Below are 15,215 nucleotides of genomic sequence, written 5' to 3'. Positions count from 1 at the left end.
CTAGAGTTCTAGCTTTTAAAATTAATATCGTAATTGATAAGTTATATCTCCAGCTCCAACTCCTAAAAATATCCCCTCATCATAAGTTTTTATGATTTTATCATCTTTGATAAGCTCAATTTTTCCTTTGTAAGATACTACTCTATCTGCAAAAATTGGATTATAAGAGGCAAACTCTTTTTCTAAATTTAAATCAAGTTTTTTCTCACCAGCAACTTTCCAAATAGGTAAAATTATCAACTCATCACATCTTCTAAAGCACTTTTTAAAACCTTCTAGATTATCAGCAGTTCTACTATATTTATGTGGTTGCCAAAGAACTATTCTATTGTTAAAATTTGTTAAGTTGTCATATAACTCAACTGATTTCATAGTTGCTTCAATCTCTGTTGGATGATGAGCATAATCATCAATAACTACAAATTTATCATTTGATTGAACAATATCAAATCTCTTTTTAATACCTTTATAGTTTAAAAGATTTTTTCTAATTGTCTCAATATCAAGCTCATTTAAAGCAGCCAAAATTGCCAAAGAGGCATTTGAAGCTATATGAAATCCAAATCCCCAAACCTCAAATTCTCCATAATCTTTTAGAGTAAATTTTGTACAGGGTTCTCCATTTTTAATTGTATAACATAGATTTTTTATATCTTTTGATGGATAAAGATATGTTGCATCCTCAATTTTTAATTTTTGAATATCTTTATCTTCACCATTTACAACTCTTTTTTTTGCTAAACTCAAAAAAGTTTCATAAGATTCATAAAATTTATCATAATCATAGTGATAATACTCCATATGCTCAGGCTCAGCATTTGTAACAATTGCACAATATGGATTTGAGAGTAAAAAAGATGCATCACTCTCATCTGCTTCAAATACAACAGTTTTATCTACATATCTAAAATTACTTCCAAACTCTTTTGAAATTGCTCCAATTAAAGTGCTACTTTGAAGTATTGTTGCTAAAATTGCAGTTGTAGTTGATTTTCCATGAGCTCCTGCAACACAATAGTTTTTCTTATCCCCTAAAATAATTGGTAGTGCCTCTTTTCTACTTAAAGTTCTTATTTGTTTAAGTCTTGCCTCTATAAGCTCTGGATTTTCATCTGTTACTGCTGCTGAATAAATTACTAAATCCAAATCTTTTGTTATATTTTTAGCATCTTGCGGACAAGATATTTTAATACCCTCATTTATTAGCTCTTTTATAATTGGTGAACTTTTAACATCACTTCCACTAACACTATGCCCATCAAAATTTAAAAATCTAGCTAAGGCAGAAAGACCAATTCCTCCAATTCCAATAAAATGAACTCTCATATTTTCCCCTCTTAATCTTCTGAAATAGGTATTAAAATTTGATTAAATTTATACATATCAAATGCCACTAAATCACTATTTGTATAGATAATTTTAAAGAAATTTCTCTTTTTAAACATAATATCTTTTAAAGGAAGTACTTGTAAAATATTTTTCTGTTTTCTTAACTCTCTAATTGGATTCTTATCACCACTTTCTATTTCAACTTTTTCATTAAATACTTTTGCAATATTCTCAAAATGGTTTAATAAATTCTCTTGATTATCTTTTTGTCCAATTGGATCGTGATTAAATACTTTTGCTTTTAATTTTAATTGACTAGCTAAATCAAAAACAATTGGAGCAATCTGTTCATAAGATAGATAATCATTTAAAACAACTCCAATATTTTTTGATGATTTTAAATTCTCTTCACCTTTTTTATACATTGGAAGTTTTATACAATCTAATTTTTTAAGCATCTTTTTGTCTTTAAACATAGAAGGGCTTGGTGCAATAAGTCCAATATTATACTTTCTACTATCCTCTTTAAACAGATCTTCAAAACCTTTATTTGCATAATCTATATGCAAAACTATTGTAGGAAAATTTCTTAATTCATTTTTTACAAGAGTCATTATTTTTGGTGTAGTTGGTCTTGTAACTCTTACAATTAATAGAGAGTTTTTTAATTTTTCATTTAAAAATTTAGTATCTCTTAAAATATGTTTTACACTAAGTTCATCTTCTAAATATAGATCAAGATACAGATATATATTATTTCCAAAAGGCATTGGAAATTGACCTTGAGTTTTTCCAATTACATTGTAAATATTCATCAATACAGATGGTTTTCCAATTACAAGGATTATATCGTTTGGTTTTAAAACTAAACTTCTTTTTAATTCTACTAATTTTTGATTTCTATAAAGACCAAAAATTCTCCAATCTTTTTGCTCTAAAGTAGCAATTGATTTATAAGCATACGAGCTTCCAAATGGAATTTTAATCTCCATAATTTCACCCTGCTTTAGTCCAATATTTTGAGCAAGAACAGGAATATTTGGTAATCTTTCAACCATTCCATTAGCAAGTACATCTATACCTTTATAGATGTGAACCATTGGATCTTTTAAGCTAATTCCCCAATAATCCAATATTGTGATTTGAAGATTCTTTTTATACTCTCTAATTATTTTTATAGTACTTAGCATCTCATCTTTTGAGTTTAATGCCATCAAAACTTCACTATGAATATCTTTATCTAAAACCATTGATAATTTAGAGCTAGAAGTTGGATCAAACTTATAAAATGTAAAATTTGTAGGCTTATGAATTGGTAAAATTACATCATTCATATATACAACATCATAGCTATTATCGCCTGTATTTGACTCTACAATTCTTTGTAAAAGCTTCTTCGCAACAATACCATCAAGTATAATTAATATTTTTTTCATGGGCAAAATTATATCTTAAAAAGTTTAATAGTAGATTTTTGATAGAATCTATTTTTTATTAATTTAAAACAAAATCCTAATTTACAAAAAGGTTTATAATATTTATGGAATTTAAAATCGATGCAACTTCACAAGGCGCAAGAGCTTGTACAATCAAAACAGCCAACAGCACTATCTTAACTCCTGTTTTTATGCCAGTTGGTACTCAAGGAACTGTAAAAGCTCTTGATGCAAACGATATGCTAGAACTTGGAGCAAAAATAATCTTAGGAAATACTTATCACTTATATTTAAGACCTGGAAGCAAACTAATAAAAAAATTTGGTGGACTTCATGGTTTTTCAAAATTTCCAAACTCATTTTTAACAGATAGTGGAGGATTTCAAGCTTTTTCACTAAGCGATAATAGTAAACCTGATGAAAATGGAATAATGTTTAAATCTCATATTGATGGAAGCCGTCACTACTTTACACCAAAAAGTGTACTTGATACACAATATGATTTAAACTCTGATATTATGATGATTTTAGATGATTTAGTAGCACTTCCAAATACAAAAGAGAGAATTGCTAAATCAATTGAAAGAACTACAAAATGGGCAAAAGAAGCTATTACTTATCACATGGAGCAAAAATCTCGTGGTATTGGAACACATCAGAATATTTTTGCAATTATTCAAGGTGGAACAGATAAAGAGTTTAGAAAACAAAGTGCCGAACAACTTTGTAGTTTAACAGATTATGATGGTTTTGCAATTGGTGGATTAAGCGTTGGTGAACCAAACCAAGATATGTACGAAACTGTTGAGTGGACAACACAATTTATGCCAAAAGAAAAGCCCCGATATTTAATGGGAGTTGGAACACCTGAGGATTTAATAGAAAATATAGAGCGTGGTGTTGATATGTTTGATTGTGTAATGCCTACAAGAAATGCAAGAAATGGAACACTATTTACTAGTTTTGGAAGATTGAATATCAAAAAAGCAGAGTTTAAAGAGGATATTAAACCAATAGATGAGAGTTGTTCTTGTTATACTTGTAGAAATTTCACAAGAGCTTACTTAAACCATCTTTTAAGAGCTGGTGAAATAACCTATTTTAGACTTGCTTCAATTCATAATATTCACTACTATTTAGATTTAATGAGACAAGCAAGAGAGGCTATTTTAAAAGATAATTGGGTGGAATTTAAAAAAGATTTTTATGCTAAAAGAGGCAAATAAACTTTTTTTTGATAGAATACTTACTTTAAGATAAAGGAAAAATATGTCAAATATTATTGTAGATGATAATTTAATAACAAGATTAGAAAAACTCTCTAGTGTGAAAATAGAAGATGATAAAAAAGAGCAGTTAAAAAGTGATATATCTCAAATGCTTGAATTTGTAAACAACTTAAATGAAGTTGATGTTTCAAATGTAGAGGCAATTGCAAGTGTAATTGAGGGTGGAACACCTTTTAGAGAAGATGTTGCAGTTTCAAGTAAAGAGATATCTGATAATATTTTAAAAAATGCACCAAAAAGTGAAGACAACTACTTTGTAGTTCCAAAAATTATAGAGTAAAAAATGATAAAAGTTTATGGAATAAAAACTTGCGGAAGTGTGCGAAATGCTTTGAAGTTTTTCAAAGACCACAACATAGAGATTGATTTTGTAGATTTTAAAACTACAAAAGTAGATTTAGAAACTGTTAAAAAATGGTCACAAGAAGTTGATATTAATATACTTTTTAATTCAAAAGGTACTAAATACAAAACTATGAATTTAAAAGAGTTAAATCTTGATGAACAAGCTAAAAAAGAGTATCTTGCAAATGAACCTATGCTTTTTAAAAGACCTGTTATAGAGTATGGTGATAAACTTGTAGTTGCTTGGAATGAGGAAGAGTATAAGAAGATTTTTTTATAAATCTTTCTTAAGTTATCAAACAACACTTGACAGCTGAAATTTATAATTTAAAACTTATACCCTAAACTAAAATAGTGACCAAATCCAGTAGTATTAGTTCTTTTACCGTTTAATTCTTGATTATTTTTCCATTGGGTCATATTTTTATATGCTTTTAATCCATAACCAAAAAGCCAATGTTTATCATGATAATAAAGCCCAAAATAACCTTGTAAAGAGTCAGATGTTCTGTAATATCTTTCAAAACTATCTGCTTTTAATTTACTTCCAAACTCGTAGTCAATATATCCTTGAAAAGATAGAAAACGATTTTTACCAAAAAAATGGATTGGCTTAAACCAATTAATATGAGCAACATAACCATCAAAGCTATGTTCATTACTAGCTCCATAATTTTCATCTATATATCTAGTATAAAAATTGACTCCACTTTTTCCTAAAAAAGGAAGTTCTATATCACTTCCAATTCCTATCCAAAGAATATTTAAACCTTTTGCATTTGGCTCATCAGAATAATAGTAATCAAATGCTAAATATAACTCTTTTAAAGCTTTATAAGATAAATCTTTGTCAAGTAAATAATCAATAGAAATTCTAGGCTCAATATCTACAAAGAAATTATTGCCACCGTGCTTATCGCTACTTTTACTATTCATTACATCTATAAAATCAACATATCCATATAAGTCCAACCATTCATATCTTCCACCAAATTCAAATTCAAGATAAGTATCATCAAAGGCATATGGTCCACCTCTTTGATTTATACCTTTCATTAAAATTAAATTTGCCCATTTTTTATTTTCCACTTCATCTGGCTTTTGTGCAAACAATGAATTGCTTATTAAAATTATTATAAAAACGATATTTAAAAAAATGTATTTATTCATTAAATTGTATAAGAAAAGATAAAACCTTCTCTTATTTTCTGGCCTCTTTTAGAGTTTCAGCTATCATAAATGATAACTCTAAAGCTTGATCAGCATTTAATCTTGGATCACATTGCGTATGATATCTACTAGCTAAATCACTTTGTTTAATTGCAGATGATCTACTTCCAGTACACTCTGTTACATTTTGCCCAGTCATCTCAAGATGAATTCCGCCAGCGTATGATCCTTGAGCTTTATGAATTTGGAAGAACTGTTTTACTTCACCTAAAATAGCTTCAAAATCTCTTGTTTTATATCCATTTTCAGCTTTTATAGTATTTCCATGCATTGGATCACTTGACCATAAAACTTTTTTACCCTCTTTTTCAACTCTTGCTAAAAGTTTTGGGAAGTGTTCAGAAATTTTTTCATTACCCATTCTAACAATTAAGTTTAATCTTCCAGCTTCATTGTCTGGATTTAAAGCATCAATTAATTTAATTAGCTCATCCTCTTTCATTGATGGACCAACTTTACAACCAATTGGATTTTTAATTCCTCTAAAATACTCAATATGAGCACCATCAAGCTCTCTTGTTCTATCTCCAATCCAAAGCATATGAGCAGAGCAGTTAAACCAATCACCTGTGATTGAATCTCTTCTTGTAAGTGCCTCTTCATAGTTCAGTAATAGTGCTTCATGAGATGTAAATAGTGTTGTTTGATTTAGTTGTGGAGTATTTTCACTTGTTATTCCACAAGCTTTCATAAATGCCAAACTCTCACTAATTTTATTTGCTATCTCTTCATATTTTGCACCTAAAGTATTGTCTTTAACAAAATCTAAATTCCATAAGTGCACTTGATTTAAATCAGCCATTCCACCTCTTGAGAATGCTCTTAAAAGGTTCATTGTAGCAGCACTTTGATTATATGCTTTTAAAAGTTTTTTTGCTTTTGGTTCTCTTGCATCGAGAGTAAAATCCATATCATTTATGATATCTCCTCTATATGATGGAAGACTAAGACCATTTATCTCTTCAAAATCTGCACTTCTTGGCTTTGCAAATTGTCCAGCAACCCTTCCAACTTTTACAACAGGGCAACCACCTGAAAATGTTAATACAACTGCCATTTGCATCATTACTTTAAACAGATCTTTGATATTTTGTGCATTAAAAGAGCTAAAACTCTCAGCACAATCTCCACCTTGAAGTAAAAATGCCTCACCATTTACAACTTTTGCAAGCTGTTTTTTCAAACTTAATGCTTCACCAGCAAAAATTAAAGGAGGATAGCTAGCTAACTCTTGTTCAACCTCTTTTAAAGTTTTTATATCATTATATGTTGGTTGTTGTTTTATAGGGAACTCTCTCCAGCTACTTGGGCTCCAATTTTTCATATTTGCTACCTTTTCTTATTTTTTATTAATGGAAAAATTTTATCCAATATATCTTAATATTAAATTAATTTTTAACTTTTTCTAAAAGCTCTTTAAATGATATTTTAAAAGCTTCAAGCCCATCATTTAAAAGTTTGTTAGATATTTTATCTACATTGAAACCATTTTTATCTAAAAGATCTAAAAATGTATCACATTCAGCTTCAGATATTACAACTGAAGGCTCTTTTTTACCAATTTCAAGCCATGCTTCAATAGTAGAAAGTGGTGCTGTGTTTATACTATTTGGATAGATTAAATTATCAACATAGTAGCTAGGGCTTAGTTCATTACCTTTTACACCTGTACTTGCAAAAAGAGTTCTAATATTTTTATTTTCAAACTTTTCAACTATATGGTAACACTTTGTTGCATTTATAATTCCAAGTTTTGAGTGTGGTAAACCTTTTATGATTAAGTCACCATCAATTTCTCTATCAAATCTTGAAACAAATACAGAAATAACAGCTTTTATATCTTTATTTGAAGCTTTTATTCCCTCATCAAGTGCCATTGCACACATTTTTGCTTGTTCTTGTGAAAAAACCAAAGTAGCATTCACATGAATTCCTCTACTTGTAAGTTCTCTCATTGCAATATAACCAGCTTGTGTTGCTGGTATTTTTATCATAACATTATCAGAGTGTAAAGATTTGTGAATTCTTAATCCCTCTTCAATAGTTAAAGAAGCATCATCACACAAAAGTGGGTCAACCTCTATTGATATAAATCCATTGTTATTGTTTTTTTTATAAAGTGGTTCTAAAAGTTCAGCTGCTCTTTTGATATCTGTAAAAGCAAGCTCTTCATAAATTGCTTTATTCTCATTTGCTTGAAGCATTAAAAGTTGTTGTTTATATGCGCTTGAACTTTTAATTGATGATTCAAAAATAGCTGGATTTGATGTTGCACCTTTTATTGTTCCATCATTTATAATCTCTTGAAATCTATTTTCTAAAAAATCTCTTTCAATAAAATCACACCAAATTGAGTAATTTATCTCTTCAAACTCTTTCATCTCTTAAGCCTTTATATAATCTAAAATTTTTGTTAAATCTTTTGTATCAACAATTATATTTGCCTCTTTTTTAAGTATATCCTTTGCACAAAAAGCAACTCTTGTATCAGCTTTTTCAAACATACTTAAATCATTTGCACCATCTCCACAAACCAATGTATCCTCTTTTGATATTTTTAAAAGACCTTGAAGTCTTTGTATCATATCACCTTTTGAGTAGCCAAACATCATATCACCACCAACAAGTCCTGTTAAAACTCCATCTTTTTGGTGTAAAATATTTGAAAAATCTGCATCAAGTCCCAATTTATATTTAGCAGGTGATGTTCCTAATCTAAATCCACCACTAAAACAAACAACTTTATAATTCATTTTTTGTAACTCTTTTACAATCTCTTTTGAACCTGTCATTAAAGGAAGATTTGCACAAATATCAACTACTTTTTTATAATCCATTCCCTTTAAAAGTGCTACTCTTTGAATTAAAGATTCAAAAAAATCCAATCTTCCACTCATAGCCTCTTCTGTTATTTTTTTTACTTCACTTCCAATTCCAAACTCATCTGCAAGAAAATCTATAGTTTCTCCATCCATAAGTGTTGAATCAAAATCAAAAACTGCTAATTTCATAAATATCCTAAAACTTTAAATATTAAAGGGTATAATATTAGCCAAATTTAACTAAATAGTTTAAAAAGGAAAGCTTTTTTATGTTTGAAACACTAATTTCTAAACTTCAAGATGGTAAATACTTAACACTTGAAACAACACCTCAACACGAACCATCAATGCACAATATTGTAGAAAAAATTAAAAAATTTAAAATAGATTCAAAAGTTGATGGCTTTACTTGTACAGATAATCCTTTGGCAAAATTAAAATATAACTCACTTTTTGCTGCTTTAAAACTTCAAACAGAGTTTAAAAAACCAGTAATTGCAACAATGACAATGAGAGATAGAAATAAAATTGCTTTACAATCTGATTTACTAGGAGCAAATGATTTTGATATTAGAGCAATTTTAGCTCTTACAGGAGATCCTGCAAAAATGAGTGATCAACCAAATAGTAAAGGTGTTTTTGAAGCAAACTCTTTAATGCTTTTAAAGATGATTAAATCTTTTAACTATGGTATGGATTTTGCTGGACGTCCTTTTAAAATTGAACCAAAACAGATATTTCCATTTGCAGTTGTAAATGCATATGCTAAAAATTTTGGGAGTTTGGAAAAAAAGATGAATTTAAAGATTCAAAACGGTGCTGTTGGAGTTATAACTCAACCTGTTTTTGACATTGAAAATGTAAAAAAACTACTTGAAAGCTTTGAAATTGCAAAAGAGAATGTAGAAGGTGATAAGAAAAAATCACAACTAATACTTGGGCTATTTCCTATTACAAAACTAAGAACTGCACTATTTTTATCTGCACAAGTTCCAGGAATTCATGTCCCTCAATTTTGGATAGATGAACTTGAACGAGCTCATAGTATTAGTGAAGAAGAGGAGTATAAAGTTGGAATGCAATTGAGCAAAAATCTATTTAAAGAGATTAATAAAATTCATCCAAAAATTCATCTAATGACTGCAAACAATAAATTTGAAGTTGCAAGTGAGATTTTAGATTGAGATTAGCTTCAATTGATGTTGGTCTAAAAAGAGTTGGGGTTGCAATCTCTCTTATGAGTGATATTGTAACTCCACAAAATGCTATTATTAGGAAAAATAGAAATCAAGCTGCTCTTGAAGTAACCAATTTTTTAAAAGAGTGGCAAATTGAAAAACTAATTATTGGACTTCCAAGCTCAAATATAGATACTCAAAACAGAATAAAACACTTTACAAACCTACTAGAACTTAAAATTCCTTTTGAATTTTGTGAAGAAAATCTTAGCTCAATAGAGGCAAAAGAGCTTATGAAAGGTGAAGTAAAACAAGTAAGAGATGGAAGAATTGACTCAATTGCTGCAAAAATAATTTTAGAAAGATATATAAATTTAAGTAAAAAATAATAAATAGTTTAAAAAGGAGAACTTATGAATTTCACATTTAATGCCTACTATACACTAATTGCAGCTGTTATAGTTTTGCTTATTGGTAAATTTTTAGTAAATAAAATTGAGTTTTTAAGAAGATATAATATACCAGAACCTGTTGCTGGTGGTCTTGTGGCAGCTACTATTTCTACTTTTGTATATAATTTTTGGGGTCATAGTATAACAACTAGTAGCGAACTTCAAACAAGTTTTATGCTTATATTTTTTATATCAATTGGACTTAGTGCAAATTTTGCAAAACTAAAAGAGGGTGGGAAATCTCTTTTTATTTTTCTTTTTGTAGTTTCTGGTTTTATTATAATTCAAAACTTTGTTGGAATATCTCTTGCTACACTATTAGGAATTGATCCACTTATTGGTCTTATAGCTGGTTCTGTTTCACTAACTGGTGGACATGGAACAGCTGGAGCTTGGGGAGAAATTTTAGAGACAAAATATGCAATTGAAGGCGCTATGGCTTTAGGAATGGCAGCTGCAACTTTTGGTCTTGTAATGGGTGGACTTATTGGTGGACCTTTAGCAAAATTTTTAATAAATAGATATAAGCTTGCTAGTGAAAAATCTAGAAAAGAAGATGACTTAAAAAATGAGAAAGTAATTGATGAATTTGTTCCTTTTGAGTATCCTCAAGAGGTAAGATTAATTACTACAAATAGTGCAATATCAACTTTAGCTCTATTTGCAGCTTGTTTAGCATTTGCTGATTTTATGACAAACTTTGCAAAAGGAAGTGCACTTGAACTACCTACTTTTGTCTGGGCACTTGCAGGTGGTGTAATTTTAAGAAATTTTTTAGAAAATATATTAAAAATTGAGATTTTTGATAGAGCAATTGATGTTTTTGGAAATGCTTCATTATCTTTATATTTAGCAATGGCTCTACTTTCACTTAAACTTTGGCAACTATCAAATCTAGCTGGTGCTTTAACTGTGATTTTAGTTTCACAAGTTTTAATTATGATTTTATATGCATATTTTGTAACATTTAGAACTATGGGTAAAAATTATGATGCAAGTGTTTTAGCAACTGGTCATTGTGGTTTTGGTTTAGGAGCAACTCCTACAGCAGTTGCAAATATGCAAGCAATTACAAATATGTATGGATCTTCTCATAAAGCATTTTTAATAGTTCCTCTTTGTGGAGCATTTTTTGTAGATTTAATAAATGCTACAGTTATACAAACAGTTTTAAAGTTTTTTGAGTAATTATTTAAACCTAAAGAACTTTTACAAGCTCTTTAGGTTTTTGTTTATTCTTGAAATTACATCTTCTAAACTACTATATCCAATAGATATATTTACTTTTTGTTTTTTATTTAAAAGAATTAAACTAGGGAAAGAGCTACTTAAATTTCTTCCAAATATAAACTCATTTTGAAGTTTTTTATCCAAAGATTTATCTTTAAATAGCTTAGAAAACTCTTCAAAATCAAGACTTAAATCTTCACAAATTTCTTTATAAAACTCTAATTTTTTTGTATCTTGTGAATTTGCATAAAATTTTTCTTGAATTTTAGAAAAAAACTCTAAAACTATTTTACTATTATTAAAACTTAAAATCTTTGCAATCAAAACAGCCTTACAAGCTGGTGTTGTATCATAATCAAAATTTAATAAATCAAGTATTTCAAAAGAGAACTTTTTGCCTGTTTTGTTTGAAATATTTGTCCATTCATGTTTTAAAAAGCCTTTAAATCTTTTATCCCATAAAACTTGACCACTAGCTCTTAGCCCTGCAACAATAGTTTGGAATTTTATACCATTTTTAGCACAGTACTCTTGAGTATCTTTTAAAATATCGCTCATTCCATAACACCAAGAACACATAGGATCGCCAATATAAAATAGTGTTGGTTGTTCTAGTTCCAACTCATCTTTTAAATCAACTTCCACAACAGAGCAAACTCCTAATTTTTCATCACAAACTATCATTTTTATATTTTAAAACTCTCTTAATTATTTATTATCAACTTTACTACATCATCTTTATATTTTAATAAAATCTCACTAACTCTTTTTTGCCAAGCAGCTCCAAAAGTTTCAAGCTCCTCTTTTGTTGCAACTCCTTGAAGTCCTTTTTGCATTAAACTTCCATCAAAACCACTCAAAGAGATATTTGACAAATCATACATAACTTCAACTTTTTCTTGATTATCAACTCTTGTAAATCTCATATCACCTTTTATTGGTGCTTCATATTTAAGTAGATTATTTCTAAAGTATTGCCCTTGAAGTCCTTTAAATCCATCTTCCTCTTTTGCTCCTGTTATAAATGAAGCTACATTTGCTAAAACTCCAGTTGTTCCAGAACTTTTTGAATCTCTTAGCTCAACTCTTATTTCACCACGAACTGGTAACTCATCTTTGTATAACTCTTTTAAAGCTTTTATAGTCATAAGATAAGCTCCAGCAACTGTTGGACAAGAATGACCACTTAGTTTTACAACATCTTGAAAAGTATATACAAAATCCTCATCAACACCAAGAAATCTTCCTAATTTATCTTTTAAAATAATTGTTTCAACATCTTGAAAAAAATCTATATTCATATAATTTACCTTATTTTGATTTTTATAATTTAATAGAACAAAAATTGTACGGTGGACTAATCAGGAGAGATTTCGGGGCAAGTCCACTCGTACTAGCTCTATGTTAGAGTAAAGAAATTCTAATATATTATTTAGACTCTTTTGTTGATTTATATCAAACTTTATTTTTTTAAACTATTTACTACAACTGCTATTGCAAAACCACCATCGTGAGTGACACTCAAAGATGATTTTTTTATCTTAAATTTTTTTCTTAAATCTTTACTATACTTTATCTTTGGAGCACCATTTTCATCTTTTTTTATTTTTATATCATAAAATGAACAAATCTCTCCAATTCCAGTACCAATAGCTTTACTAGCTGCCTCTTTTGCAGCCCAAAAACCAGCTGCAGTTTGAGGAGATTTTACAAGTTTTTTTTCATCTTCACATAAAAATCTATCATAAAACTTATCACCAAACTTTTCGTACATCTTTTTTATTCTATCAATACTAACTATATCAATACCTATCATTTAATCCTATCTTTTGTATAATCTATGTTATGAATCTATTTTTAAAAAAATTATTATACATTATTATTATGCTATTTATTATTAGCCTAATCTCATTTATTGCAATAAATTTAGCTCCTAACTCATTTTTTGCAAGTGGTGAGCTAAATCCAAATATAACACCTGAAGCAATTGAAGAGTTGAAAAAAATTTATGGCTTGGATAAACCACTATATATTCAATTTTTTTCGTGGGTTTACTCAATTTTACAACTAGATTTTGGAATATCTTTTTCAAGTGGATCTACTGTAAAAGATGAGATTTTAAGCAGAATTCCAATTACTTTAACAATAAACATAATCTCTATGATTTTAGTATTTTTAATAAGTTTATATCTTGGAATAAAAGCTGCTATGAAAAAAGAGTCAATTTTTGATAGGTTTACAAAACAGCTATCACTTTTAAGTTTTTCAATGCCATCTTTTTATTTAGCACTTATTTTAGTTTTAATTTTTTCTATACAATTTGAACTTTTTCCAATAGCTGGACTTCATAGTGTACCAAATGATGGGAGTTTAAATTACTATTTAGATTTTGCTTGGCATTTAGTATTACCTATTTTTATAATAGTTTTTGGTGGAATTGGAAGTTTGATTTTATATATAAGAGCATTAACTATTGAAATTTTAAAAAGTGATTATATATTTTTTGCTAAAGCTAGAGGATTAGATAATAAAAAAATCTTAAGATACTATATTTTACCAAACTTATATCCACCTGTAATAACTCTTCTGGGGCTATCTCTTCCAGGAGTTATTGGTGGAAGTGTAATTTTAGAGACAATATTTTCAATAGATGGAATGGGATTGCTATTTTATCAAAGTGCTTTAAGCCATGATTATCCAGTAATTATGGGAATACTTATAATTGGAGCATTTCTAACACTTATTGGAAATATGATTGCTGATTTAGTATTATTAAAACTAAATCCAAACTACAATGAAAAATAAAATCATAAAAAGGAAATAGTATTGCAAATAGTTAAAACTGTTGAAGAGCTGAAAAATATTAGAAAAAACTTAAATGGAAAAATTGGATTTGTTCCAACAATGGGTGCTTTACACGATGGACATATCTCTTTAATAAAAAATGCAAGAGATAATAACGATATAGTTATAGTATCCATTTTTGTAAATCCTACACAATTTTTAAAAGGTGAAGATTTAGATAAATATCCAAGGAAAGAGGAAGCTGATATCAAAATTTGCCAAATGTGTAAAGTTGATTATCTTTTTATGCCAAATATTGAAACTATGTATGAAGATGATGAAGTTTTAATTAAAGCTCCACAAAATAGTTATGTCTTAGAAGGATTTACAAGACCTGGACATTTTGATGGGGTTTTACAAGTAGTATTAAAACTATTCAATTTAACTCAACCTACAAATGCATATTTTGGCAAAAAAGATGCTCAGCAATTAACACTAATTCAACAGATGGTAAAAAATCTATTCTTACCTATAAATATAGTTCCTTGCGATATTGTAAGAGAAAATAGTGGATTAGCTCTTAGTTCTAGAAATGTATATTTAACTCCTGAACAAAAAGAGGAAGCTCTTAAAATTTCAAAATCTATTTATATGGCTGGAAACTTAATTGCAAAAGGAGAGCGAGATTCTAAAATAATAAAAGATAAAATTTATGAAGTTTTAAATGGTCTTGATGTTGAATATGTAAAAGTTGTTGATAGAAATTTTAATGAAATAGAGATAATTGAACAATCAAATACAATTATTTTAGTAGTTGTAAGATTTGGAAGTATCAGACTTCTTGATAATATTTGGATGTGAGATTCAACAACAAACTAAAAGAGTAGTAGTTCTACTCTTTTATAAATTTTGTTCAGTTTCCATATTTTGACACATCATCATAGTACTTCCAACTTTACTAATATGTAATATATTTTTATCTAATTTATATCTAGCAAAAAAATTATTACAACCTAAATTACCAAAAACTTTTAAATCTCTATCAAATTTTATAAAAGCATATTTTGAAGATTTATTTATATTTCTCCTTATCTTAAAAATCTTATGATACAACTTTTTA

Annotated in this window: 18 protein-coding genes; 8 read left to right on the top strand and 10 right to left on the bottom strand. The window is 28.4% G+C overall.

The window, feature by feature from the left end; translation table 11 throughout:
• Positions 1–21 precede the first annotated feature (21 nt).
• On the bottom strand, positions 22–1,326 hold the full coding sequence (gene murC, locus ASKIR_RS01175) for a UDP-N-acetylmuramate--L-alanine ligase (protein WP_066352830.1): 1,305 nt from the start codon (positions 1,324–1,326) through the stop codon (positions 22–24).
• 11 nt (positions 1,327–1,337) lie between these two features.
• Positions 1,338–2,765 (bottom strand): COG3400 family protein, encoded by a 1,428-nt coding sequence (locus ASKIR_RS01170; RefSeq protein WP_228137912.1) that lies wholly within the window; start codon positions 2,763–2,765, stop codon positions 1,338–1,340.
• A gap of 104 nt (positions 2,766–2,869) precedes the next feature.
• On the opposite strand from ASKIR_RS01170, the gene tgt reads away from it, so the two are divergent.
• From tgt to ASKIR_RS01155, 3 genes are read left to right on the top strand one after another with little or no spacing between them, the layout of a single operon-like run.
• Positions 2,870–3,991, top strand: a complete 1,122-nt coding sequence (gene tgt, locus ASKIR_RS01165) for a tRNA guanosine(34) transglycosylase Tgt (protein WP_115588013.1) — start codon at positions 2,870–2,872, stop codon at positions 3,989–3,991.
• Between the two features lie 52 nt (positions 3,992–4,043).
• Positions 4,044–4,334, top strand: a complete 291-nt coding sequence (gatC, locus tag ASKIR_RS01160; protein ID WP_066352926.1) for an Asp-tRNA(Asn)/Glu-tRNA(Gln) amidotransferase subunit GatC — start codon at positions 4,044–4,046, stop codon at positions 4,332–4,334.
• A 3-nt stretch (positions 4,335–4,337) separates the two neighbouring features.
• Positions 4,338–4,679 (top strand): arsenate reductase family protein, encoded by a 342-nt coding sequence (locus tag ASKIR_RS01155; RefSeq protein ID WP_066352835.1) that lies wholly within the window; start codon positions 4,338–4,340, stop codon positions 4,677–4,679.
• Between the two features lie 47 nt (positions 4,680–4,726).
• Here ASKIR_RS01155 and ASKIR_RS01150 read toward each other — a convergent pair whose 3' ends face one another.
• The 4 genes from ASKIR_RS01150 to serB all read right to left on the bottom strand — a co-directional run bounded on the left by ASKIR_RS01150 (position 4,727) and on the right by serB (position 8,640).
• On the bottom strand, positions 4,727–5,512 hold the full coding sequence (locus tag ASKIR_RS01150) for a nucleoside-specific channel-forming Tsx family protein (protein WP_228137777.1): 786 nt from the start codon (positions 5,510–5,512) through the stop codon (positions 4,727–4,729).
• An 88-nt stretch (positions 5,513–5,600) separates the two neighbouring features.
• Entirely contained in the window at positions 5,601–6,953 is a 1,353-nt protein-coding gene (locus tag ASKIR_RS01145; RefSeq protein WP_066352837.1) for a class II 3-deoxy-7-phosphoheptulonate synthase, read from the bottom strand.
• 64 nt (positions 6,954–7,017) lie between these two features.
• On the bottom strand, positions 7,018–8,010 hold the full coding sequence (locus tag ASKIR_RS01140) for a transaldolase (protein WP_066352838.1): 993 nt from the start codon (positions 8,008–8,010) through the stop codon (positions 7,018–7,020).
• A 3-nt stretch (positions 8,011–8,013) separates the two neighbouring features.
• Positions 8,014–8,640 (bottom strand): phosphoserine phosphatase SerB, encoded by a 627-nt coding sequence (serB, locus tag ASKIR_RS01135; protein ID WP_115588014.1) that lies wholly within the window; start codon positions 8,638–8,640, stop codon positions 8,014–8,016.
• Positions 8,641–8,720: 80 nt separating this feature from the next.
• Here serB and ASKIR_RS01130 point away from each other — a divergent pair, with 80 nt between their 5' ends.
• The 3 genes from ASKIR_RS01130 to gltS are packed head-to-tail and all read left to right on the top strand — an operon-like array spanning position 8,721 to position 11,269.
• A complete protein-coding gene (locus ASKIR_RS01130) occupies positions 8,721–9,635 on the top strand; it encodes a methylenetetrahydrofolate reductase (RefSeq protein WP_115588015.1) in 915 nt (304 codons plus the stop codon).
• Positions 9,632–10,018 (top strand): Holliday junction resolvase RuvX, encoded by a 387-nt coding sequence (gene ruvX / locus ASKIR_RS01125; protein ID WP_066352840.1) that lies wholly within the window; start codon positions 9,632–9,634, stop codon positions 10,016–10,018. The genes ASKIR_RS01130 and ruvX overlap by 4 nt, the downstream gene beginning before the upstream one ends.
• A 24-nt stretch (positions 10,019–10,042) precedes the next feature.
• Entirely contained in the window at positions 10,043–11,269 is a 1,227-nt protein-coding gene (gene gltS / locus ASKIR_RS01120) for a sodium/glutamate symporter (protein ID WP_115588016.1), read from the top strand.
• 21 nt (positions 11,270–11,290) lie between these two features.
• Here the strand turns inward: gltS and ASKIR_RS01115 are convergent, their stop codons facing one another.
• The 3 genes from ASKIR_RS01115 to acpS all read right to left on the bottom strand — a co-directional run bounded on the left by ASKIR_RS01115 (position 11,291) and on the right by acpS (position 13,127).
• A complete protein-coding gene (locus ASKIR_RS01115) occupies positions 11,291–11,995 on the bottom strand; it encodes a DsbA family protein (protein ID WP_066352845.1) in 705 nt (234 codons plus the stop codon).
• A gap of 20 nt (positions 11,996–12,015) precedes the next feature.
• Entirely contained in the window at positions 12,016–12,612 is a 597-nt protein-coding gene (locus ASKIR_RS01110) for an ML domain-containing protein (RefSeq protein ID WP_066352848.1), read from the bottom strand.
• A gap of 161 nt (positions 12,613–12,773) precedes the next feature.
• Positions 12,774–13,127, bottom strand: coding sequence for a holo-ACP synthase (gene acpS, locus ASKIR_RS01105; RefSeq protein WP_066352851.1), 354 nt, complete (start codon positions 13,125–13,127; stop codon positions 12,774–12,776).
• A 29-nt stretch (positions 13,128–13,156) separates the two neighbouring features.
• Between acpS and ASKIR_RS01100 the strand changes: the two genes are divergently transcribed.
• Both ASKIR_RS01100 and panC read left to right on the top strand, forming a co-directional pair.
• Positions 13,157–14,116 (top strand): ABC transporter permease, encoded by a 960-nt coding sequence (locus ASKIR_RS01100; RefSeq protein WP_066162921.1) that lies wholly within the window; start codon positions 13,157–13,159, stop codon positions 14,114–14,116.
• 21 nt (positions 14,117–14,137) lie between these two features.
• Positions 14,138–14,956, top strand: a complete 819-nt coding sequence (gene panC / locus ASKIR_RS01095; RefSeq protein ID WP_066162923.1) for a pantoate--beta-alanine ligase — start codon at positions 14,138–14,140, stop codon at positions 14,954–14,956.
• A gap of 39 nt (positions 14,957–14,995) precedes the next feature.
• On the opposite strand, the gene ASKIR_RS01090 is transcribed toward panC, so the two are convergent.
• Entirely contained in the window at positions 14,996–15,208 is a 213-nt protein-coding gene (locus ASKIR_RS01090; protein WP_066352855.1) for an META domain-containing protein, read from the bottom strand.
• Between the last annotated feature and the right edge of the window lie 7 nt (positions 15,209–15,215).

The organism is Aliarcobacter skirrowii CCUG 10374, assembly GCF_003544835.1.
Classification (GTDB): Bacteria; Campylobacterota; Campylobacteria; order Campylobacterales; family Arcobacteraceae; genus Aliarcobacter; species Aliarcobacter skirrowii.
Note: the sequence above shows the minus strand (reverse complement) of the source record. Positions and strands in the feature narration are given on the sequence as shown.